General features: G+C 37.2%; 23 protein-coding genes and 1 riboswitch. Of the genes, 6 read left to right on the top strand and 17 right to left on the bottom strand.

Annotation, left to right across the window (positions count from 1 at the left end; all coding sequences use genetic code 11):
• A complete protein-coding gene (gene gltB / locus ACKVQX_RS09025; RefSeq protein ID WP_409136218.1) occupies window positions 1-4488 on the bottom strand; it encodes a glutamate synthase large subunit in 4488 nt (1495 codons plus the stop codon).
• A gap of 108 nt (window positions 4489-4596) precedes the next feature.
• Between gltB and ACKVQX_RS09030 the strand changes: the two genes are divergently transcribed.
• A complete protein-coding gene (locus tag ACKVQX_RS09030; RefSeq protein WP_068451423.1) occupies window positions 4597-5499 on the top strand; it encodes a LysR family transcriptional regulator in 903 nt (300 codons plus the stop codon).
• A 169-nt stretch (window positions 5500-5668) separates the two neighbouring features.
• On the opposite strand, the gene ACKVQX_RS09035 is transcribed toward ACKVQX_RS09030, so the two are convergent.
• The 11 genes from ACKVQX_RS09035 to ACKVQX_RS09085 all read right to left on the bottom strand — a co-directional run bounded on the left by ACKVQX_RS09035 (window position 5669) and on the right by ACKVQX_RS09085 (window position 17078).
• Window positions 5669-6502 carry a MetQ/NlpA family ABC transporter substrate-binding protein gene (locus tag ACKVQX_RS09035; RefSeq protein WP_087680025.1) on the bottom strand — a complete coding sequence of 278 codons (834 nt, stop codon included), beginning with the start codon at window positions 6500-6502 and terminating at the stop codon, window positions 5669-5671.
• Window positions 6503-6526: 24 nt separating this feature from the next.
• The gene (locus ACKVQX_RS09040) at window positions 6527-7204 is read right to left on the bottom strand and encodes a methionine ABC transporter permease (protein WP_068451418.1); all 678 of its coding nucleotides are present in this window, start codon (window positions 7202-7204) and stop codon (window positions 6527-6529) included.
• Complete coding sequence (locus ACKVQX_RS09045) at window positions 7197-8222, bottom strand: methionine ABC transporter ATP-binding protein (protein ID WP_068451415.1); 1026 nt, start codon at window positions 8220-8222, stop codon at window positions 7197-7199. The genes ACKVQX_RS09040 and ACKVQX_RS09045 overlap by 8 nt, the downstream gene beginning before the upstream one ends.
• A 94-nt stretch (window positions 8223-8316) precedes the next feature.
• A riboswitch (SAM riboswitch) is annotated at window positions 8317-8426 on the bottom strand.
• A gap of 57 nt (window positions 8427-8483) precedes the next feature.
• Window positions 8484-8792 (bottom strand): thioredoxin family protein, encoded by a 309-nt coding sequence (locus ACKVQX_RS09050; protein WP_068451412.1) that lies wholly within the window; start codon window positions 8790-8792, stop codon window positions 8484-8486.
• 5 nt (window positions 8793-8797) lie between these two features.
• Window positions 8798-9151 (bottom strand): toprim domain-containing protein, encoded by a 354-nt coding sequence (locus ACKVQX_RS09055; RefSeq protein WP_197409937.1) that lies wholly within the window; start codon window positions 9149-9151, stop codon window positions 8798-8800.
• Window positions 9152-9369: 218 nt separating this feature from the next.
• Complete coding sequence (gcvH, locus tag ACKVQX_RS09060) at window positions 9370-9750, bottom strand: glycine cleavage system protein GcvH (RefSeq protein ID WP_068451409.1); 381 nt, start codon at window positions 9748-9750, stop codon at window positions 9370-9372.
• Window positions 9751-9832: 82 nt separating this feature from the next.
• Window positions 9833-10192, bottom strand: coding sequence for an arsenate reductase family protein (locus ACKVQX_RS09065; RefSeq protein ID WP_068451406.1), 360 nt, complete (start codon window positions 10190-10192; stop codon window positions 9833-9835).
• 328 nt (window positions 10193-10520) lie between these two features.
• Window positions 10521-11474, bottom strand: a complete 954-nt coding sequence (locus ACKVQX_RS09070; RefSeq protein ID WP_409136219.1) for a methyl-accepting chemotaxis protein — start codon at window positions 11472-11474, stop codon at window positions 10521-10523.
• 211 nt (window positions 11475-11685) lie between these two features.
• On the bottom strand, window positions 11686-13473 hold the full coding sequence (locus ACKVQX_RS09075) for an acyl-CoA dehydrogenase family protein (protein ID WP_343174812.1): 1788 nt from the start codon (window positions 13471-13473) through the stop codon (window positions 11686-11688).
• 24 nt (window positions 13474-13497) lie between these two features.
• The gene (locus tag ACKVQX_RS09080) at window positions 13498-14670 is read right to left on the bottom strand and encodes an acetyl-CoA C-acetyltransferase (RefSeq protein WP_068451398.1); all 1173 of its coding nucleotides are present in this window, start codon (window positions 14668-14670) and stop codon (window positions 13498-13500) included.
• 17 nt (window positions 14671-14687) lie between these two features.
• Entirely contained in the window at window positions 14688-17078 is a 2391-nt protein-coding gene (locus ACKVQX_RS09085) for a 3-hydroxyacyl-CoA dehydrogenase NAD-binding domain-containing protein (protein WP_409136220.1), read from the bottom strand.
• Window positions 17079-17328: 250 nt separating this feature from the next.
• Here ACKVQX_RS09085 and ACKVQX_RS09090 point away from each other — a divergent pair, with 250 nt between their 5' ends.
• From ACKVQX_RS09090 to ACKVQX_RS09110, 5 genes are all read left to right on the top strand, one after another.
• Window positions 17329-17646, top strand: coding sequence for a thioredoxin family protein (locus tag ACKVQX_RS09090; protein WP_087680020.1), 318 nt, complete (start codon window positions 17329-17331; stop codon window positions 17644-17646).
• A 175-nt stretch (window positions 17647-17821) separates the two neighbouring features.
• Window positions 17822-18304, top strand: coding sequence for an STAS domain-containing protein (locus ACKVQX_RS09095; protein WP_338838136.1), 483 nt, complete (start codon window positions 17822-17824; stop codon window positions 18302-18304).
• Complete coding sequence (locus ACKVQX_RS09100; protein ID WP_409136221.1) at window positions 18294-18797, top strand: hypothetical protein; 504 nt, start codon at window positions 18294-18296, stop codon at window positions 18795-18797. The genes ACKVQX_RS09095 and ACKVQX_RS09100 overlap by 11 nt, the downstream gene beginning before the upstream one ends.
• A gap of 62 nt (window positions 18798-18859) precedes the next feature.
• On the top strand, window positions 18860-19261 hold the full coding sequence (locus tag ACKVQX_RS09105; RefSeq protein ID WP_409136222.1) for a PH domain-containing protein: 402 nt from the start codon (window positions 18860-18862) through the stop codon (window positions 19259-19261).
• 89 nt (window positions 19262-19350) lie between these two features.
• The gene (locus tag ACKVQX_RS09110) at window positions 19351-19680 is read left to right on the top strand and encodes a PH domain-containing protein (protein ID WP_068451381.1); all 330 of its coding nucleotides are present in this window, start codon (window positions 19351-19353) and stop codon (window positions 19678-19680) included.
• Window positions 19681-19741: 61 nt separating this feature from the next.
• Here the strand turns inward: ACKVQX_RS09110 and ACKVQX_RS09115 are convergent, their stop codons facing one another.
• The 5 genes from ACKVQX_RS09115 to ACKVQX_RS09135 form a co-directional block, all read right to left on the bottom strand.
• Window positions 19742-19972 carry a hypothetical protein gene (locus ACKVQX_RS09115; protein ID WP_068451378.1) on the bottom strand — a complete coding sequence of 77 codons (231 nt, stop codon included), beginning with the start codon at window positions 19970-19972 and terminating at the stop codon, window positions 19742-19744.
• Between the two features lie 15 nt (window positions 19973-19987).
• A complete protein-coding gene (locus ACKVQX_RS09120; RefSeq protein ID WP_068451375.1) occupies window positions 19988-20866 on the bottom strand; it encodes a 5'-3' exonuclease in 879 nt (292 codons plus the stop codon).
• Between the two features lie 76 nt (window positions 20867-20942).
• Entirely contained in the window at window positions 20943-21395 is a 453-nt protein-coding gene (locus ACKVQX_RS09125) for an OsmC family protein (protein ID WP_087680018.1), read from the bottom strand.
• A gap of 12 nt (window positions 21396-21407) precedes the next feature.
• Window positions 21408-21905 carry a hypothetical protein gene (locus ACKVQX_RS09130; protein WP_409136223.1) on the bottom strand — a complete coding sequence of 166 codons (498 nt, stop codon included), beginning with the start codon at window positions 21903-21905 and terminating at the stop codon, window positions 21408-21410.
• A 219-nt stretch (window positions 21906-22124) separates the two neighbouring features.
• Window positions 22125-22592, bottom strand: a complete 468-nt coding sequence (locus ACKVQX_RS09135; protein ID WP_068451369.1) for a DinB family protein — start codon at window positions 22590-22592, stop codon at window positions 22125-22127.
• Between the last annotated feature and the right edge of the window lie 66 nt (window positions 22593-22658).

Genomic DNA, 22658 nt, shown 5'->3' on the forward strand with positions numbered 1-22658 from the left:
CTATTTTGTCGCAGACATGAATGCTTGCATCGCTGCTTCTTCTTTATTTAACCCTTCATCTTCAAATGTTTGAATCTCCTGTAGCATCATTTCATATTGCTCTGGAATTACTTTAATAAATGCTTTTTTCTTTTCTTCAAAATGATTTAAAATATCTTGTGCTTTTGTACTTTCTGTAATCAAATAGTGCTGTTCAATTAAATGATGTAAGTTCGTTTCATCTTTTTTCGTTAATACATCTGCGATACGAATCATCTCTTTATTACATGCTTTTTCGAATTCCTCACGATTTGTAGGGCAAATATAGACCACACCACCAGACATACCTGCTGCAAAGTTTTTACCGACATCACCTAAAATGACTACATGACCACCTGTCATATATTCACAGCCATGGTCGCCTATTCCTTCTACCACGATATCAGCGCCACTATTTCGAACTGCAAAACGTTCACCTGCTCGACCATTAATTAGCGCTTGACCACCTGTTGCACCGTAAAGACAGACATTCCCTGCAACAACATTTTCCTCGGCCTGCCCTTTCAATGGTGAGATGACAGCCGCTGTACCACCTGATAGCCCTTTTGCAAAGTAATCATTCGCATCACCTTCTACAGTCATCAACATTCCTTTTGGCATGAAAGCACCGAAACTTTGACCTGCACTTCCTTTAAAATGCAGTTGAATCAGTTGGTCTGGTAATCCTTTTGCACCGTATCTTTTTGAGATTTCGCTACCAACTATTGTCCCCACTACACGGTCTACGTTTCGAATTGGTGAAGTGACTTGGATGGCTGTTTTTGTTTGAATTGCGTAATCAACTTGTCTGAACAATGAACGCATATCAAGTGATTGATCTAAATGATGATTTTGTTCTACTTGTTTCGTACGCGGTCCTTCTACTTGCACAAGCAGTTTCGATAAATCTAAGTGGCGTGCTTTCCAATGCTCTTGCCCTTTCTTTCCTTGTTCGAGTATATCTGTACGTCCAACCATTTCGTCAAATGTACGGAAACCTAATTTCGACATCCACAAGCGAACATCTTCTGCAATAAAGTACATGAAGTTGACTACATGTTCTGGTTTTCCCATGAACTTTTCACGAAGCGCTGGATTTTGTGTAGCTACCCCTACAGGACATGTATCTAAGTGACATGCACGCATCATGACACATCCAAGTGCAATCAGAGGCGCGGTCGCAAAGCCAAATTCTTCTGCACCAAGTAATGCTGCTAGAATTACGTCTTTCCCTGTCATAAGTTTACCGTCTGTTTCCAATGTGACACGCTCACGTAAATGATTCAACATCAATGTTTGATGTGCTTCTGCTAAACCAAGCTCCCACGGTAAGCCCGTATGTTGAATACTCGTCTTAGGTGAAGCACCTGTTCCACCATCGTATCCACTAATAACAATTTTATCAGCTGCACCTTTTGCTACACCTGCTGCAATCGTCCCAACACCTGTTTTCGCTACTAGCTTCACGCTAATACTTGCTTCTCTGTTCGCATTCTTTAAGTCGTGAATCAATTCAGCCATATCTTCAATTGAATAAATATCATGATGTGGTGGAGGTGAAATTAATCCAACACCAGGTGTTGCACCGCGTACTTTCGCGACCCATGGATACACTTTATTTCCTGGTAACTGACCACCTTCACCGGGTTTTGCACCTTGCGCCATTTTAATTTGTAATTCATCTGCATTGACTAAATAATGCGAACTAACACCAAAACGTCCTGAAGCAATTTGCTTAATCGCACTTCTTCTTAATTGTCCTTTTTCATCGACTTCAAAGCGTTCTGGAGATTCTCCTCCCTCACCTGAGTTGCTGCGACCTCCAATTTGATTCATCGCAATCGCTAGTGCTTCATGCGCTTCTTCAGAAATTGAACCATAAGACATAGCACCTGTTTTAAATCGTTTGACAATCGATTGTGCTGATTCTACTTCTTCTAACGGAATTGATTGTAAGTCTTCTTTGAATGTGAATAAATGGCGTAAAAATCCGATTTGTTCTTCATTTGCCATCTCTGCATATTGATAATACAGTCCAGTATCATTTTTACGAACAGCCCACTGTAATGTATGAATCGTTTTCGGATTAAAGGCATGATGTTCTCCACCTGAACGCCATTGATATTCGCTGCCTGATTCTAATAATAAAGAATTAGCTTCAACTGCTTCATGGAATCGTTTTTCAGCTTCTAATTGAATCGTTGCTAAATCAATGCCACTCAACTGTGATTTTGTACCTGTGAAATGTTGAGCAATCACATCCGTATGAATCCCTACTGCTTCAAAAATCTGGGCACCGCGATAACTTTGTACCGTTGAAATCCCCATTTTCGCCATTACTTTAACAATTCCATCTGTCATCGCTTTTCGGTAACATGCGAAAGCTTCTGATAACGTTTGTGACAATTCTTCTGTATGCACTAGTTCCTCTACTGTTGCATAAGCCAAACTTGGATAGATTGCATCTACACCGTAACCGATAAGCGTTGCAAAATGATGAACTTCTCGCACTTCTAGCGACTGTACAACTATGCTGACACGCGTACGTCTACCTGTTCGAATTAAATGATGATGTACGCTACTTGCTGCTAATAAAATAGGTACTGTCGGTGTGATAGTGTGTAGGTCATCTGATAATACGATAATTTCAGCACCATCTTGAATTGCTTCATCTACTTGTTTTGCTAAATTTTTCAATATTTTTTCTAAATCTTCTGTCATTTCAAGAGAGATTGTCGCGATGCGGAATTGATTTTGCTTTTGTAATGCTAGCCATTCTCCTGGTGTTAAAATCGGTGAGTCTAATTGAATGCGACGACTATTATTTTCCGATGGATGTAATAAGTCACCTTCTTTACCAAGCAACGTCATCGTACTTGTTACAATATGTTCTCGAATCGAATCAATTGGCGGATTCGTCACTTGCGCAAATAATTGTTTAAAGTAATGGAATAACGACTGTGGTTTTTCCGATAAAACAGCGAGTGGTGCATCATTCCCCATCGAACCAATCGGATCTTTTCCTTCTTGTAAAACAGGTAACAGATATTTTTTCGTATTTTCATACGTATAGCCATGAATTTTTTGGCGTAATCTTATTTCATTTATTTGCACTTCGTCTTCCAGAGCTGTCAATTTAACAAGGGACTCATCCAACCACTGGCCATATGGTTTTTCTGTCGCCATTTGATGTTTCAGCTCATCATCCGCAATTACGCGACCTTCTTCTAAATCAATTAATAACATCTTCCCTGGACTTAAACGCTCTTTATACAGAACATCTTCTTCTTTTACATCCACTACACCTACTTCAGAAGAAAAGATCATATAGTCATCTTTCGTTACATAATAACGCGCTGGTCGTAAACCATTTCGATCTAAAATCGCTCCAATTTGTTTTCCATCTGTAAAACAAATGGCTGTTGGACCATCCCAAGGTTCCATTAATGTACTGTGATAATTGTAAAAAGCTTTTTTCTCTTTTGAAATATGTGGATTTTCTGTCCAAGGCTCTGGAATCATCATCATCGCTGTTTGTGCTGGTGTACGTCCTGCTAAAACGAAGAACTCAAATGCATTATCTAACATAGAGGAGTCACTACCACTCTCATCAATAATCGGTAAGACTTTTTGTAAATCGTCTCCAAATGCATCTGAAATAAATTGTTGTTCACGCGCTTTCATCCAGTTAACATTTCCTTGTAATGTATTGATTTCACCGTTATGAATCAAGTAACGATTTGGATGTGCTCGTTCCCATGAAGGAAATGTATTCGTACTATAGCGTGAATGGACCATTGAAAAGGCCGAAGTAAAGTGAGGTTGTTGCAAGTCCTTATAAAAAACAGCTACTTCTTCAGGTGCTAATAGACCCTTAAAAACCATTGTTTTACTTGATAGACTCGCACAATAAAATGAGATGTTTTTTGCTTTCGCAAATCGTTCCGTCTGTTTACGAATAAGATATAGTTTACGCTCAAAAGCGAGATTGACTGTTTGTGGGTTTGCTTGAATAAATAATTGTCGAACAACTGGTGCAGTCTTTTTCGCTGTATCACTCAATGTCGACGCATCAACTGGCACTGTTCGGAATCCTAGAACAGTTTGTCCTTCTGCTTCTGCATATTTTTTCATTTGTTCTTCAACTACTTGTTGACCTTTTGCATCGTCTTGCGAAAAGAATAGCATGCCTACACCATACATACCTTCTACCGGTAATTGAAAAGCAGTTATTTCTTGACGAAAGAAATCATGTGGGATTTGTACCATCAGTCCTGAACCATCACCTGTTTTCCCGTCGCTCCCTCTACCCGCACGATGATCTAGACGACATAACATTTCCAATCCTTTTTCAACGATTTCATGTGTTTTTTTTCCTTTTAAATTAACATATAGACCGATACCGCATGCATCATGCTCGTCTCTCGGTGAATATAAACCTTGCTCTTTTGGTAATAAATGAAATGACATATCGATTCCTCCCTTGTATTTTATATTTTAAATTCACAAATTCATATAAACAATATATAATTTATATAGAATCAATCGTTTTTTTAGATGAATAGGGGATGTATAACTATGGAATTAAGACAACTACGCTACTTTGTAGCTGTTGCGGAAAGAGAACACATATCAGAGGCTGCTGAATCTTTACATGTCGCACAGTCAGCAGTCAGTCGACAAATTTCGAATTTAGAAACAGAACTTGGTACAGAATTATTCGAACGTATCGGACGAAATGTTAAACTAACACCAATCGGTAAAATCTTTTTAGAACACGCTCTCATTGCGCTTGAAGCCATCGACTTCGCTGCCAAACAAGTCGAAGAATACTTAGATCCTGAACAAGGAACAATTAAAATCGGCTTCCCAACAAGTCTTGCAAGCTTCTTATTACCAACCGTCATTTCAGCATTTAAAAAAGAGCATCCGAATGTATCTTTTCACTTGCGTCAAGGTTCATATCGCTATCTCATCAATGCGGTGAAAAATCGTGAATTGAATCTTGTTTTTTTAGGACCTGTCCCTAAAAAAGATGAAATCATTGATACAAAAATTCTGTTTACAGAAAAAATATCTGCACTTTTACCTGCTACACACCCACTTGCAACCAAAAAAGAAATTCAACTAGCAGATCTTCGTAACGAACCTTTTGTTTTATTCCCAGATGGCTTTATTCTAAATAAAGTCGTAGTGGACGCTTGTAAGTCGGTTGGGTACACACCAATCGTTAGTTCTGAAGGAGAAGATATGGATGCTCTAAAAGGGCTTGTAGCAGCTGGAATGGGTGTTACATTACTTCCTGAGAGTGCATTTTATGATTCGACACCGAGACGTACGGTGCGCTTGCCATTATCTGAGCCAAGCTTCACACGTAATGTAGGCGTTGTGTTCCCACATAACCGTGAATTAGCACCATCTGAAAAAATCTTTTTAGAATTCGTGAGCACCTTCTTCTCACGTCTTACACAATTCATCTAGTTGTATGAATACCCGAACCTCACATCATCTATACACACCTTAGAAAATGGGATATTAACCGAATGTAAAATAAAAGCTCGGAAAGCTGTGTCATTACACATGCTACTCCGAGCTTTTTCATGTAAAAAAATAAAGAGCATCGCCTAAACTGGCAATACCCTTTAGTTCATTATTGGTTCACAGGAACAACTGAACCTTTCCACTCTTTGTTGATGTAGTCTTGGATTTCTTTTGAGTGTAAAACTTTCATTAATTCTTTGATTTCTTCTTTATCTTTGTCACCTTTACGAACTGCTACTACATTTACATATGGTGAGTTTGAATCTTCAATTGCGATTGCATCTTTTGTAGGAACTAAACCTGCATCAATTGCATAGTTTGAGTTGATAATCACAGCATCACCTTCGTTATTTTTGTACATTTGTACTAATAATTCTGGTGCTGTTTTTGTATCGATTTTTAAGTTTTTAGGGTTTTTATCAATATCTTTTAATTGTGCTGTTGATTTTTTAACGCCGTCTTTTAACGTGATTAAGCCTTTTGCTTCAAGTAATGTTAAAATACGACCTTGGTCTGCTACAGAGTTTGATACTAGAATTGTCGCGCCTTTAGGAAGGTCTTCTAATTTTTTATACTTTTGAGAGTAGATACCGATTGGCTCGATGTGTACGCCACCAGCACTTTCAAAATCATAACCATTTGATTTGATTTGATCTTCTAAATACGGAATGTGCTGGAAGAAGTTCGCATCTAAATCTTTTGAATCTAAATCTTTATTCGGTAAGATGTAATCTTGGTATGGTTCGATTTCTAATTTGATGCCTTCTTTTTCAAGAATTGGTTCTGCTTGTTCAAGAATTTTAGCGTGTGGTACGTTTGAAGCACCGATTTTAATTACTTTTTCATCGCCGTCTCCTGATTTTTCTGAAGAACCACATGCTGCTAAACTAAGTGCTAGTGCTGCTGTTAAAAGACCTGCTACTAATTTTTTTGATGTTTTCATGATTCATTTCCCCTTTTCTTTGCTTTATCGTTTATCAATTTTTGCTGTAATCAAATCTCCAATGAATTGAATGATGAATACAACAACTAATACCAATACTGTTGCGACGAATGTTACGTCGTTTTGACTACGTTGGAAACCATCTTGGAAGGCTAGGTAACCTAGACCACCCGCACCAATGATGCCCGCCATCGCTGTATAACCTACTAAAGCAACTGCCGTCACTGTAATCCCTGAAATTAACGCTGGTAAAGACTCTGGAATGAGTACTTTCCAAATGATTGTTCCTGTTGTTGCTCCCATTGAACGAGCTGCTTCAATCACACCACGATCAATCTCTTTTAATGCAATCAATACCATACGTGCATAGAATGGTGCAGCACCGATAATAAGTGCTGGTAATGCTGCATTTGCACCACGCATTGTTCCCATTAAGAAAATTGTAAATGGAATTAATAAGATAACTAAAATAACGAACGGAATCGAACGGAAAATATTCACGATTGCTCCTGTTAAAAAGTTCACAACCTTATTCGCCCATAATTGGTGCGGTGCTGTTAAGAATAAAATAATCCCTAGCACTAGACCTAAAATAAATGTAATAATTGTTGAAACACCTGTCATATAAAGTGTTTCTAGCGTGGCTTGCCACATTCCTTCCCAATCAACATTTGGGAATAATCCTGTTGCCTCATTATTCATGTGACATCACCTCCGACTTAATTCCTTCAGCAGTTAAATAAGCCACTGCCTTTTCAACTTCTTCATCTGTTCCAGCAAGTTGTACGATTAACGTACCGTATGGACCACTTTTTGTCGGAGATATATTGCCATGTACAATATTTACATCGACATTAAACTGACGAATGAGTTGTGTCATAATCGGTTGCTCTGTTTTTGAGCCGACAAAGAATAATTTAATTAACTTGCCATGTTGGTATTGTTCTTTAATTTGTTCAATCGACTCTTGTTGCCCTACTGTATTCGTTACTTGTTGAACGAATCGTTGTGTAACAGGTGCCTGTGGTGCGTCGAATACTTGAAGAACATCGCCTTCTTCTACGACTTTCCCTTGCTCCATTACGGCTACACGATGACAGATTTTACGAATAACGTGCATCTCATGTGTAATTAAAATAATCGTAATACCGAGTTTTTCATTTACACTGCGTAATAAGTCTAAAATTGAATCCGTTGTTTCAGGGTCTAATGCTGATGTAGCTTCATCACAGAGTAATACTTCTGGGTCATTTGCAAGTGCACGCGCAATCCCTACACGTTGTTTTTGACCACCTGATAATTGTGATGGATAAGCCTTTTCGCGTCCTGTTAACCCAACAAGTTCAATTAATTCAGCTACTTTCTTCTTTTTCGCAGCTGAATCAATACCTGCAATTTCTAAAGGAAAAGCGATATTCTCTTCTACTGTTCTTGACCAAAGTAGATTGAAATGTTGGAATACCATACTAATTTTATGACGTGCTGCACGAAGTTTAGCACCTTTAATTTTTGAAATATCTTCACCATTTACAATTACAGAACCACTTGTTGGTTTCTCTAAGCCATTAAATAAACGAATCATCGTACTCTTACCAGCACCACTGTAACCGATAATACCGAAGATTTCACCATCTTGGATAGTTAAGTTTACTTGATCGACAGCTGTGAGGGGACCATTTGAAGTTTTATATTGTTTTGTCACATTGCTGAGTTGAATCAAATTGTTTCCCACCTTTTTCGAACTTTATTCATAAAAAAACCCCTTCTGTCAGACAACAGAAGGGTTTAAACATCATAAAATATGCTAAACCGTTCTCTCATCTCTCAAAGACCATACAGTCCTTGCGTGAATTGGCACCTTTTCACATAATGTGATGGTTGCCGGGCTTCATAGGGCACTTCCCTCCACCTCTCTTTATAAGAGCAACGAATTAAGTTCATTTAGTTATTGTAGATACTTTATCACTTCTAAATTGAAAGGTCAATACTTCTTTAAAATTTTTTCAAATAAATGTGGTACTGACTGAAAGGCATAAATTTTCTCTACTAACTCGCCATTTTGCGTAATAAGAAGGCAAGGTACACTTTCAATTTCAAAGTCATACGCTAATTGCTCCATATAATTTAAGTTGGCTTTTCCCATTGAAACATGTTCGATTGCTTGCTCCGTTACATCCATCATTCTTGATGCAACTTGGCAAGTCCCACACATTGGTGTATAGAGGTAAAAAGCTGTTTTTTCTTGGGACTTCACTTGTTCTTCCCATTGTTCACGTGTCCATTCTTGCATTATTGTCATCCTTTATCTAATAAGTAACCTGACTTAATCTTAAATTTAGCTCCTTGTAACACTTTTGCTAAATGATAACGCGGCGTGCGTTCAACACCACCGTAACGCGGTAATGTATAAAGATGATGTGTATTGGGATATTCTTGTTGTACAAGCTTACGAAGTTTCTCGCCCATATCATCTGCATCGAAAAATGCATAAAAATCACAACTCTCATAAGGTTGTAATAGTTCATCTAAACGATGAGGACTTACAGTTCCGTTTGTACAGACAATCTCAACAGGTTCATTCAAAATAGGCTTTAACTGTAAACAATCTTGTCTACCTTCTACAATGAGGACTTTCTCAATAATCTTCATACACACCATCCCATCTGATTCCTTATTCTTTTTTCTGTTCTTTCTTACTTTATTTATACCATATTTTCGGTATATTTTTGTAGGAATAGTGCTTATAAAAAAAGTGCATAGAAAAAACTTTACATACTTTACAAAAAATAAAAAAAAGAAGACAACTGAAATCAGTGTCTTCTAATCAAATCGGCATGAAAACGCGCACCTACATGAAAGGGGTGCTATTAACCTGCGACTACTTCTTCATATTGTTCAGCAGTTAATAAAGCTTCTAGTTGTGCAGCGTCAGAAGGTTTTACGACAACCATCCAAGCTTTTTCGTAAGGTGATTCGTTTACTAGCTCTGGGCTATCTTCTAACTCCTCATTTACTTCTACTACTTCACCTGAAAGTGGTGCATATAGCTCAGAAACTGTTTTTACAGACTCAACGCTACCGAATGGTTGATCGATTGTTAATTCATCGCCTACAGATGGTAGTTCAACGAATACGATGTCACCTAGTTCAGATTGTGCAAATTCTGTAATACCGATACGTACTGTACCGTCTTCTTGTAAAACCCACTCATGCTCTTTTGAATAACGTAAATTAGTTGGAATGCTCATTTTTTTACCCCTCCATGAAATATGTAATGTTAATTTCATCTATAGTGTTACATATTTTTTCTGCAAATACAAGTCATTTTAGTTATTTTTTCCAATTTTCAATAAATTTATTTTCATTGAAGCCGACTGTGACACGCTCTCCATCGTACGTAATTGGGCGTTTAATCAACATGCCATCGCTTGCTAATAACTCTAATTGTTCGGATTCTGACATTTCTGCCAAACGATCTTTTAATCCTAACTCCCGATATTTCATACCCGATGTATTAAAGAATTTTTTAAGCGGTAAACCACTTTTTTCTTGCATCTCTTTTATTTCTTCAGCTGTTGGTGTTTCTGTCACAAGATCTTTTGTATCAAATGCAACGCCTTCTGCCTTTAACCAAGCAATTGCTTTTTTACAAGTTGTACATTTTGGATAATGATACACAGTGATTGTCACGATCATTCACTCCATTCTTATTGAATATCCTTATTGTATAAATCTATTAGAAAAGGTGCAACCTATTTCATCACAGATTCATCTATAAATTCCATACTAGATGTACAATTACCAATTGTAAAGGACAAGCTATGTTTATCATTGAGTTTCTACCTATATAATATAGAAGAAATACAATTGATTAAAACGCTTTTTACTGCAAGACAACTAATTGTGAACATTCTGAATGATTTTGTCACTACGTACAACTCTTTCTTTTCTATTTTAATCTTCGAAGCAACAAAAAAGAACCACATCATACTATGCGATTCTCTTTCTAGTTAATTACTTATTTTTTAATAAATTCATCAAATGTTTCTGTTTGTTTGTTTAACAATTCTGCACGATTTTGAATAGAGTCATAATCACTCACTACTTCGCCAATAAATGCTTGATTCAAATCTACTGTCTTTGAAATGGTATCTCCGGCCTTTTCAATCACTTCGATTTGTTTGGTTACATCTTTAATCATCGTACGAATATCCACAATTGATTTATCGACACTTTGCGACAATTTTCGCACTTCCGTCGCCACAACATTAAATCCAAACCCATATTCCCCAGCACGTGCTGCTTCAATCCCAGCATTTAATGCGAGTAAATTTGTTTGTTTCGCAATATGCTGAATCACTTTTACTATCTCTTGAATTGCATCTGTCTTTTCAATTAATTGATGAACAGATTGCTGATTTTGATTTGAAATTTCAACAACTGTATGAAAATTTTCATTCAAATTAGCTACATGATCTTTACCTGCATCAGATAAAACATTCAGATCATCTGACATGGTTTTTAAAGCAGTTGCTAAATCAATCATTTGATTATTTCTCTCTGTAATATCAAATGCAATTTTCATAATGCCAATTAATTTAAAACGTTCATCACGAATCGGCATATATGTTGCTTCTAACCAGACACTTTTTCCGTTCGCATGCTTTCTTTCTACTTTATCTTGAAAGCTTTTCCCAGATAGCAAACTACGCCAAAATTTTTCATACTCAAAACTATTTGCAAACTCTGTTAAACATAACTCAGCATGTTTTTTACCGATTAATTCCTCTACCGAATACCCCATAGCTTCTGCAAATGGCTTACTTGCATATGTAACATTGCGATTCGTATCAAAGCGAATCACAGCTAGATTAGCTTCTAATGCTTTCATCAATAAATCATTCATCGTCACTTGTTCACGCTCTTGTAACTCTCCCATTAAGATGAGACCCCCATTAATTGTAATACTCATATTATACTTTTCCACACAACAAAAACACAGATTTTTCAGTTCTTTTATCACAATCCATTTAAAAACATATGTCTAAAATTTCACTAATAATGATTTTTGAAGCAGTGTAAAGTATGAAAATAAGGAAAAATTGATAATTATTACTGAAAAGTTAATTAAAAAACCTTAGAGTACGACATCATACTCTAAGGTTACTATTTACGTAAGAATATTAAACAATATACTTTTCATTTTCAATTAATTTGCCTGTAGCTTCGCGTTTTTTCGCGACAATATTGTACGGTGTGTGACGTCCTAATTTACGTAGTGCCGATAATAACATACGTAACTCGTCTCCTTCAGTCGCTGTTAGCAATGTTTCTTTTGCTTCTTTTTCGATTTCAGCAAATGCTTCTTGTACAAAAATTTCTGTATATAATACTTTTTGATTTGCTTTTGCTTCACCATCACGTGCAATGGCTTTTTCGGTACGTAATACTACTGACTCCATTGCAAATAATTGATTTGCGATATTTGCGATATTCACTAATACTTCTTGCTCATTTTCAAGTTTTGGACCATATTTCATTGCCGCTGTACCTGCTGCAAGAAGAGCGATTTTCTTCGCCATCTTCACAAGATATTTTTCCTGGGCTAATGTTTCTGTGCCGATTTCTTCTGGCATCATTGAAAGTAGCTCAGCTTGTAATGCTTGTGCTTGTTGTAGAAGTGGTAATTCACCTTTCATCGCTTTCTTCATAAATGTTCCCGGTACAATCAGACGGTTTATTTCATTTGTACCTTCGAAAATACGGTTAATACGTGAATCGCGGTAAATACGTTCTACTTCGTATTCTTGCATGTAACCATATCCACCATGTAACTGAACTGCTTCATCTACCACATAATCAAGTGTTTCTGAACCAAACACTTTATTGATTGAACATTCAATCGCATACTCTGCAATCGCAGCTGCTACTTCTTTACCGTCTTTTATTTCTGCTTCTGTTAATTGGCTCATACGATCTTCAAAGTAGCCTACTGTACGATAGATTAATGATTCAGACGCATAAATTTGTGCTGCCATTGTCGCTAATTTTTCTTTTGTTAGGTTAAATGAAGAAATAGCTGTACCAAATTGTTTACGCTCATTCGTATATTTAATTGCTAACTCTAATGCGCGTTTTGAAGCACCCACTGTACCTACCCCAAGTTTATAACGTCCAATATTTAGAATGTTGAATGCAATCACATGACCGCGTCCAACTTCACCTAGTAAGTTTTCAACTGGAACTGCAACATCTTCTAAAATCAATGTACGTGTTGAAGATGATTTAATCCCCATCTTCTTCTCCTCTGCTCCTGTTGAAACACCGTCATATTCACGTTCTACAATAAATGCTGAGAATTTATCACCATCGACTTTTGCATAAACAATGAAAACATCTGCAAATGCTGAGTTTGTAATCCATTGTTTTTCACCATTTAGTACGTAATGTGTACCTGCTTCATTTAAGCGAGCTACTGTTTTCGCACCTAGTGCATCTGACCCTGAACCTGGCTCTGTTAACGCATAAGCTGCTAATAATTCACCTGATGCTAACTTCGGTAAATATTTCGACTTTTGTTCTTCATTACCGAATAATACGATTGGTAATGAACCTATTCCGACATGCGCACCATGCGTAATCGAGAAGCCACCAGCCGGGGAAATCTTTTCAGCGATTAATGCTGAAGATACTTTATCCAGTCCAAGACCACCATATTCTTCTGGTACATCGGCAGCAAGTAGACCTAAATCGCCTGCTTTTTTCAGTAGTTTTACTGAATGTTCAAACTCATGATTTTCTAGATTTGGTACGACTGGTAACACTTCATTATGCAAATAATCTTCCGTTGTTTTCGCAATCATTAACTGTTCATCTGTAAAATCTTCTGGTGTAAAGATATGTTGGAACTCTGCATCCTCCGTTAAAAAACTACCGCCTTTTACTACGTGCTTTTGTGTGTTTTCTGTCATAATCAATTCCTCCTCATATGTTTGTTAGATCATTTCAAATACGCCTGCTGCACCCATACCGCCACCGATACACATTGTCACAACACCATATTTTTTCCCTTGTCTTTTTAGTTCATGTAATAGTTTTAATGTTAAAATCGCTCCTGTTGCGCCAAGTGGATGTCCAAGCGCAATTGCACCACCATTAACATTCACTTTTTCAAGATCAATTCCTAGCTCTTTTACTACTTGAATCGACTGTGAAGCAAACGCCTCATTTATCTCCCATAAATCAATATCTTCAATCGTTAAGCCTGCAATTTTTAAAGCTTTTGGTACCGCAACTACAGGACCAATCCCCATAATTTCAGGTGGTACACCGCCAACAGCAAACCCTAAAAACTTCGCCATTGGTTGTAACCCTTGCGCCTCTGCTTCCTCGCGGTCCATCACGAGTACAGCTGCTGCTCCGTCCGATGTTTGAGAAGCATTCCCTGCTGTAACACTCCCTTTCACATGAAAGGCTGGACGCAATTTTTGTAACGTTTCAACACTCGTTCCTTGTCTAACGCCTTCATCCATTTTGAAAGTGAATGTCTTTTCTTGTAGTTTATTTTGCTCATCTACAAAACGTTCCGTTACTTCTACTGGTACGATTTCATCATTAAATTTGCCTTCAGCAATTGCCTGTGCCGCTCTTTCGTGTGAACGTACAGCAAACGCATCTTGTTCTTCTCGCGTCACACCATACTTACTTGCAACAGCTTCTGCTGTATGCCCCATTCCGATATAATACTCAGGCGCTTCCTCTGCTAATTTCGCATTTGGTCGAATAACATTCCCCATCATTGGCACCATACTCATCGATTCAATTCCACCAGCTACAATGGCTTTTGCATGTCCGAGCATAATTTTTTCAGCTGCATATGCAATCGCTTGTAAACCTGATGAACAGAAGCGGTTCACTGTAATAGCTGAAGTTGTATCAGGCAATCCTGCCAACGCACCGATATTACGTGCTACATTTAGCCCTTGTTCTGCTTCTGGCATGGCACAACCGATAATTAAATCTTCCACTTCACCTGTATAATTTGCTCGTTTTAGAGCTTCTTTCACAACAAGTCCACCTAAATCATCTGGTCTTACTTGCTTTAACGAGCCTTTTTTTGCTTTTCCAATTGGTGTTCTAGCACCTGCTACGATGACTGCTTCACGCATAATTCAGATCCCCCCTCTTAGTTTCTTAGTGGCTTACCTTTGATTAACATATGCTGCATACGCGCCTGTGTTTTTGGCTGTGCAACAAGTGATAAAAAGGCTTCGCGCTCTAAGTCTAATAAATATTCTTCATCTACAAGAGAACCATATGGTACGAGTCCGCCTGCTAATACATGTGCAATTTTTTTCGCAATTTCTAAATCATATGGCGAGATATAACCTGATTTCAACATGGCATCTGCTCCTAGTAATAAGGCTGCATACCCTGGCGCACCCGATACAGGCACTTTTTCTCGCACTGGCGCTTGATAACCAGCTTGAACTAAACCAAGTACGGCTTGTTTAGCATCATATAATTGATGATCTGGATTCACACTGACAGCGTCTGCTTGATTTAAGAAACCTAAGTCACGTGCTTCTTCACCTGAAGTAGAGGTTTTCGCTGTTGCAATTTTTTCGAATACCGATGCTGCCACTTGTACATAGTCAACTGCTACATCTTTCGGTAAACCTTTTAAGTGCTTCATGTATAATTCTTTATTACCGCCACCGCCTGGTAGCAAGCCCACACCTGCTTCAACAAGCCCCATATACGTTTCTGTTGTCGCTTGAATATGTGCTGCTGGTAAACATACTTCTGTTCCACCACCGAGCGTCATGCCGAATGGTGCTGCAACAACAGGCTTTTTACTATATTTCATACGAAGTGTACCTTGTTGGAATTGGCGCACGATATAATCTAATTCGAATAGAGCATCGTCTTCTGCTTCCATTAAAATCATGGCAAGGTTCGCACCAACTGAGAAGTTTTTACCTTGATTCCCAATCACAAGTCCTTTGTAATCGTCTGATGTATCTAATAAATCAAGTGCATGTGTTAGCATTTGCATAATGTCTAATCCGAGTGCATTTGATTTCGAGTGGAATTCTAGTAGTAATACACCATCTCCAAAATCAATGACGCTTGCACCAGCATTCGACTTTAATACACCATGCTGTTTTTTATATGTTTTTAGATTGATTTCTTTTTCATTCTTTGGAACAGCCACATACGTTTCACCATTATAGTAGTGTAGTACGTGATCCATCTCTTTATAGAAAGTTTGATGTCCTGCTGCTAGTAATTGTTGAACGAAAGTTGGAATGTTTTGTCCTTGTTCTTCCAATCTTTGAACTGCGCGTTCAACACCGATTGCATCCCACATCTCAAATGGTCCTTGTGACCAACCGAATCCCCAGCGCATCGCTTCATCAATCGCTACAATATCATCTGCAATTTCACCATGTTTTTCAGCTGCATATACAAGTGTTGGACTAATAATCTTCCATAATAATTCACCCGCACGATCTTCTGCATAAATTAAATGTTTTAAACGATTCGATAAGCCTTTTAGTTGTTTACTTTGTTCAATTGAAGGAGCTTGCAATTTAGTTGTTGGTACATATTCAAATGTTTCAATGTTCAACTCTAAAATCTCTTTTCCTTGTTTTACAAAGTATCCTTTACCTGATTTCGCTCCTAAGTGACCTGCATCGACCATCTTCTGCATATGTGCCGGTACTTCAAATACACGCTGTTCTTCACCGTCGGTTTTGTGATACACCGTATTCGCTACATGGATGAATGTATCAAGCCCTACAACATCTAATGTACGAAGTGTCGCTGATTTTGGTCGTCCAATTAGTGGTCCTGTTACGGAATCCACTTCACCAACTGAATAACCGTCTTCTAGCATGACTTGTAATGTTTTTAACAACCCATATGTGCCAATACGATTTGCGATAAAGTTCGGTGTATCTTTTGCAATAACAACACCTTTTCCTAATACATCTTCTCCGAATGTTTTCATAAATTGAACAATCGCCTCATCTGTATAAGAGGATGGTACGACTTCAAGTAATTTTAGGTAGCGAGGTGGATTGAAGAAATGTGTTCCTAAAAAATGCTTTTTGAAATCATCTGAACGTCCATCTGCCATGGCATCAATACTAATTCCCGATGTATTTGAACTAACAATCGTTCCTTCTTTTCGAACAGCATCGATTTTTGTATAGAGTGCTTTTTTAATCTCTAAATTTTCAGTTACAACTTCGATAATCCAATCAACTTCGCCTAAGCGATGAGCATCATCTTCTAAATTCCCCGTTGTAATTCTCTGTAGACTTCTCTTGGTTGTAAGTGGTGCAGGTTTTTGCTTTTGTAACTTCTGAATTGCCGTATTAGCAAATTTATTTCGAAACGCTGGATGTTCAACAGTGAACCCCTTCGCCTGATCTTCTTCTGTTAATGTCGGTGGTACGATATCGAATAAGTAGGTATCAATCCCACAATTCGCTAAGTGTGCTGCAATTCCTGAACCCATGACGCCCGAACCAAGAACAGCTGCTTTTTGAATACGTCTTACCATGAACAACTCGCCCCTTCCACATTGAATGAATAACCATTCATTTTTTGATTAAAAAAAATAGCCATTGGCTTATAAACCCATTCTATGCCAATCTAAAAATGATTGCAACGAAAAAATACGATTTTTCTAATAAAAGTATATTTTTTCTTTATTATACGCATTTTCTGTCCTTTACCCCGTACTCGGTACAACATACTATGCGTTTTCTCTAAAAAATTGTAGAATAATAATACATAGGAGGGATTTCATAATGAAACCAATTACAACTGTTGAACAATTCAACGAACTTATTTCGACTGACCAAAAAGTGCTTGTTAAATTTTACGCAGGCTGGTGTCCAGACTGTACACGTATGAACATGTTTATCGACCCAATCATTGAAAAATACACACAATTCGACTGGTATGAATTAAATCGTGACGAACTACCTGAATTAGCTGAAAAATACGATGTAATGGGTATTCCAAGCTTACTAATCTTCCAAAATGGTGAAAAACTAGCACACTTACACAGTGCAAATGCTAAATCACCTGAGCAAGTAACTGAATACTTAGATGCAAACATCTAATGAGTGATGAAGTTAATCACTTCAAACTAGCGTGAATTTTCATTCATGCTAGTTTTTTTCTTTCTGAACAAACCATTTTTCTACTTGAAAACTTTTATTTGTCATATTTCTATATTTACCCAACTACTACTTTTCGGCTATACTTAAGAAAATCAGTTAGAGGATGTGATGATGGGTGGCACAGAATTTAGAAGATCAAATTACTTTACTACGTCATGAAATAGCGCAGTACAAATCGATTATTAAAGAAATGTCTGTTCCATTAATCGAATCCAGCTTAAACAATACATTGCTCATGCCTTTAAGTGGTCATTTATTTCAAGAGCGCATTACACAAATTGAAGCAAAGTTATTCAACTACTTACAAGAACATCGCCATGTAAAAACCGTCATTATGGACTTCACAGGAATTTCGCACAAAAATACGATTATGATGTCGACCGATGAATTATCGGATGCTTTACGTAATCTACACACGACTTTAACTGTTGTAGGAATTCGTGTTGTTTATACAGGATTTCAACCTGAAGTGACTTTCAATTTTGTTAAATCTGGTTTTAATGAGCAGTTGGAGACTTATCCAACATATCGCCTAGCTCTTGAACATCTTTATAAAGAACTACATTTTTTTACAGAGAATTTAAAAAATGAAGATTAATTTTGATTGTCCCGTCTATTCACAATATGATGCAAATGTTAAAAAATCTTATCGTTCTTCCGCTTGTGGTCCTACTGCAGTTGCTTCGATTCTACATTTTTATAAAGATGATGCTCTGTCTATTAATCAACTTTACGAAGCACTACACTGTACAAAGATTGGATTACCTGCTATTTTTATTCATTGGTTTTTACCGAGGGCTGTGCAGGGCAACTATTCAGTTCGAACATTACGGCTCTTTGAAGCTATACATTGGATTCAACAAAAACAGCCAGTAGCTGTTAAATTCGACCGCTATTTTACTTGGAAATTAAATCGCCCTTCTTATTTTAAATATCATTGGACGGTTATGACGGGATTCTATTGGAAACGAGATGGTCTTTATTTAATCGTTGAAGATTTAGGTACACCGAATCGAGCTAGTCGAACACATGAAATTCCTTATGCACCAAATGCACATGCACTCACATTTATAGGAATTCGGCCAACATAGTGTTTTATTTTACTTTCTTCGTGGTATAAATTTTAAAATTGAATGTAGGAAGGTGCGCCTTTATGGACATATATGCACAGGAAGCGCTCTATAAAACGTTATTGCCACACGAAAAGATTGAATATTCTTTAAATGGTCTTCATGCAGATGAGAAAATGAATCGTTTGTTTAAATGTTCGACTTTAGTAGCTGCTACAACCGAACATATTTACTTGTGCATGACAGATGGTGAAAACTATCAGATTCGCAGTATTTCATACGAACAGATTGAAGCTATTTATCAGCGAAATCGAGTGTTAAGCGGTCGTGAAATTATTATTTTAACCAAAAATAAAAGATACTCCATTTCACATATCGAAGAAGCGAATTTACATCATTTTATGCAATTTGTTCAATCGGCTTGGAAGAAGAAATCAGCATACCGTCTATTTCAAGAACAAGAATCTGAAGAAACAGGGGCTTAAATGTCTCTTTTCTTTTAACATATGAGGTTTACATAGACGGTATAAAAGGTATACGGATATATAATATAAAAATAAGCGAGGTGCTTCATATGGAAAATACAACATCAATCTCTACACACTTACATGCTTTTTTAAATAAAAATGAACGTGTTCAAGTGCAATTAGTTGGGAATTTCGCTTATGTCCACGCGGAGACAAAAGGGACTTTATTTGCAACAAACGAACGCATCTGTTTTTATGCGCACGATGATTCAGCATTTTTAACATTTGATTATTATGAAATTGATGCAGTCATCTTACATCCCGACGAAGTGATTTTTTATAACCAAGGTGAACGTCATATTTTATCAGATATCGAACAAGGCAATGTAGAAGAATTTAATCAATTCGTCATTGACCGCATGCAAATTAAATCATAAAAAAACCGTTCGACTACCTCTTCTATTTTTTGTAGAATCCGTAGTCAACGGTTTTTTTATTTTATAGAAATACGCCTATTGCTGTAAAAACAAAAATAATAACTGCCGCTAAGATCAAAATCCATACCGTCGTCAAATCTTTTCGCTCTTTATACTCTCGATATGCAAGCATAAGAAACACGATACACATAAAGACATTGACTAAAGGTAAATATTGAAATTGCTTTGTCAGTAGCATGAAAACACCTAGTGCTGCACTACATACACATAGAATCATGACCGAAATTCTCATGTTGCTCACTCCTATCTAACGCATTAATGATGTTATATGTCTTACTACCAAACTATACTCCTCTGCCATTAAGCGCTCAAATTTCTCTTCATTCCAAGTTGGTAAAGCTAATTCATCGACTGTTGTTTCAATCATCAAATCTGTTTTTATACGTGCTAATTGTAGCGATAGTTTCAACATTTCTTCATCTGCTTCAATTTTTTTTCGTTGTCCTGGTGTTAATTCGTCAATCGAAGCTAAAACTCCTTCTACTGTTCCATACTTTTGAATGAGTTGAAGAGCTGTTTTTGGTCCAATCCCTTTTACACCTGGATATCCATCACCCGAATCACCCATAAATGCTTTTACATCTGCAAAACGTTCTGGTGCAATCGCATACTCTTCTTCAAAACGTTCAATTGTGTAAGGATTATATTCTGAATAACCTTTTTTTGTTAAAGCAATCGTTGTATTTGGGTTTAATAGTTGCAATAAATCTTTATCACCGCTAATAACTGTAATCTTCGCATCAGACTTCCATTTTTCAACGAGCGATCCAATCGTATCGTCTGCTTCCATTCCTACTTGACCAAAACTTTTCCAACCAATTAAATCTGAAATTTGGCGCGCCAAATCAAATTGTGGTTTCATCTCCTCAGGTGGTTCTGGACGATGTGCTTTATAGCCTTCAAATAAGTCGTTACGAAATGTTTGCGACCCCATATCCCAGCAAATTGCGAGGTGGGTCGGATTCATAATCGATTGCGCACTTAGCACATGTCTCGCAAATCCTTGAACACCATTCGTTGGTGTACCATCTTTTTTTCTAAAAAATTGATTCATTGGTGCTGTCGCATGGTATGAGCGGAATAGTAATGCCATACCATCCACAAGCATAATATGTGGTTGTGTCATGTAATATCTCCTCTATTCTTTCTTCTAGTATAACAAAAAAAGTGCTCAAAGAAGATTTCTTTGAACACGCTCTTCGCTATTCATTCGCAAATTGAATCGTTACATTTAGCGCTAATTCGACATTTCCACGAATCGCCTTTGAAATCATACACGTTTTTTCGGCTTTTTCAGCTAATCGTTGTACCATTCGCTGCGTGCGCTCATCTGTATTTTTTTCTAACAAAATAGTTGGATGGTGTGTGATTTTTTCATATGTGAAAACACCATTTGTCACATCGACAATTCCTTCTGATGATAGCGTTAAATCAACAGGAATAATTTTCGCGCGTTCCAACATCGCTGCATAGGAAATCAAATAACATGTAGCTGCAGCACCTAACAACATCTCATCTGGATTCGTGCCAACTCCAGGTCCATCCATCTCTTTTGGTATCGAAATTTTCGTTTGGAGCTGACCCGAGGAAATTGTTCCCACTTCATTTCTACCACCAGGCCACTGCGCTTCCAATATAAAGCGATGTGCTGTCATCTAATTCTCCCCTTACTTAGAAAAAGAGTAGTATTGTTGATTATCTGGATCAAACGCATAACGGTATACACGATCACCTTTTTCAACAGCAACTAAATACACTTCTTTTCCTTCATATGTTTTAATCACATTTGCATAATCTCGGTCTTTGATCACTTTACCACCTTCAGTTCGTACAATAAGAGCTTGTGCTTCTTCCACTTTTGTTTGTGGCATTTTTGAATGAAAAAAGAATGGCGCTGCTAATAATAACGCGTAGGCTGCAGCAAATAACATATATTTTTTTCGGAATTGATTCCCATCAATTAACACAAAATACACAACAAAAAAAGCGATATTCCCTACTATAATATAATCAATTAAATCATCTAAACCATTCACATAATTATAAGGTTTTCCCATGAAGTAGAAATAAATAATTTCGATTAACGATACAATAATAACACCTAGTAATAGACGTGTACGCTTATTCATTTTTTTACGATCTTGTCTTCTCTGTTCTGCATCCATGTAAATCCTCCTTTATCATTGCTTCTATTATACATCATTTGATTTATTCAATATGACCGCATATGAGGACGGTTCACCCATCCAAATGGTTCCATTTAAGTAATACGAATGATTCGTTTAAATTGTTTCATTTATGTATACCTTTTTACCGCGCCCTCTAAATACATAACAAAATAAAAAAAGAAGCTACATCACATCGATGCAACTTCTATTTTTTAATTAAGCTTGCTCAATTGTTGGTCCCATAATTGGTGGAACAGGTAGTTCAGCTTGACGAATTAACACCGTCATCTGTCCACGGTGATGCGTTTGGTGGTCAATCATACTACGAAGCACTTGTCCAACAGGCATATTTTTTCCGAAAGCTTCTACTCTGCGCTCTAAATCGTGATCAGATAGTTTTGTTGCTTCTTCTTCTACTTTCGCTGCTTTTTTCTTATAAGCTTCTTCTAGTTCTTTTACCGTTGTTGGTTTTTCACCTTCTGGAATAGACGGTACATCAAGCCCTGCTAATCCACCGAAGAAACTCGGTGCATCTACTAAATGACTACTTAACCACCCTAATGTATTATGCCCTTCAACAATTGCTTGATCGAGTTTATCATCTTCTAATGCCTCAATCGCTTTTAAAGTTCCTGCTGCTGAATAGTTCCAATCTCGAATAAAATCATCTACTTTACGATACATACTCGCATCTCTCCTTTAGTTATAGTTCCCTTTTATCGTATACACCATAACCAAAAAACACAAATT

The sequence above is a fragment of the Kurthia sp. ISK08 genome (genome assembly GCF_046159805.1).
Lineage (GTDB): Bacteria > Bacillota > Bacilli > Bacillales_A > Planococcaceae > Kurthia > Kurthia gibsonii.